The organism is Herbaspirillum sp. WGmk3, assembly GCF_023952535.1.
GTDB classification, from domain to species: domain Bacteria; phylum Pseudomonadota; class Gammaproteobacteria; order Burkholderiales; family Burkholderiaceae_D; genus Herbaspirillum; species Herbaspirillum huttiense.
This window is the reverse complement of the sequence record NZ_JAKYWT010000167.1, coordinates 1-235: the sequence shown is the minus strand read 5'-3', so window position 1 is coordinate 235 and position 235 is coordinate 1. Positions and strand designations below refer to the sequence as shown.

1 protein-coding gene is annotated in these 235 nt (G+C 24.3%); it reads right to left on the bottom strand.

The features are described 5' to 3' along the window. Window positions 1-235: DUF536 domain-containing protein (locus MKD49_RS26325; RefSeq protein ID WP_252697779.1), on the bottom strand; the 235-nt coding region annotated here is incomplete at both ends.

Here is a 235-nt window from a genome sequence, read left to right as displayed (position 1 = left end):
CCTTTCTTCTTCTAATTGATTCTCCAATTTTTGAATTTTTTTATTACTTTCTAAAGCTAATATTTGTTGATTTTCAAGTAACTTTGATCTTTCCTGTAACTCTTTTCTATAGAATTCTATTGTTATTTCATGACGGCTTTCTTGTTTTTTCATCTGACTATTTAAGGTATCAATTTGATTTTTAAGTATTTCTATTATCTGAGTATCACTTTTAGATTCAACATTAATATTATCT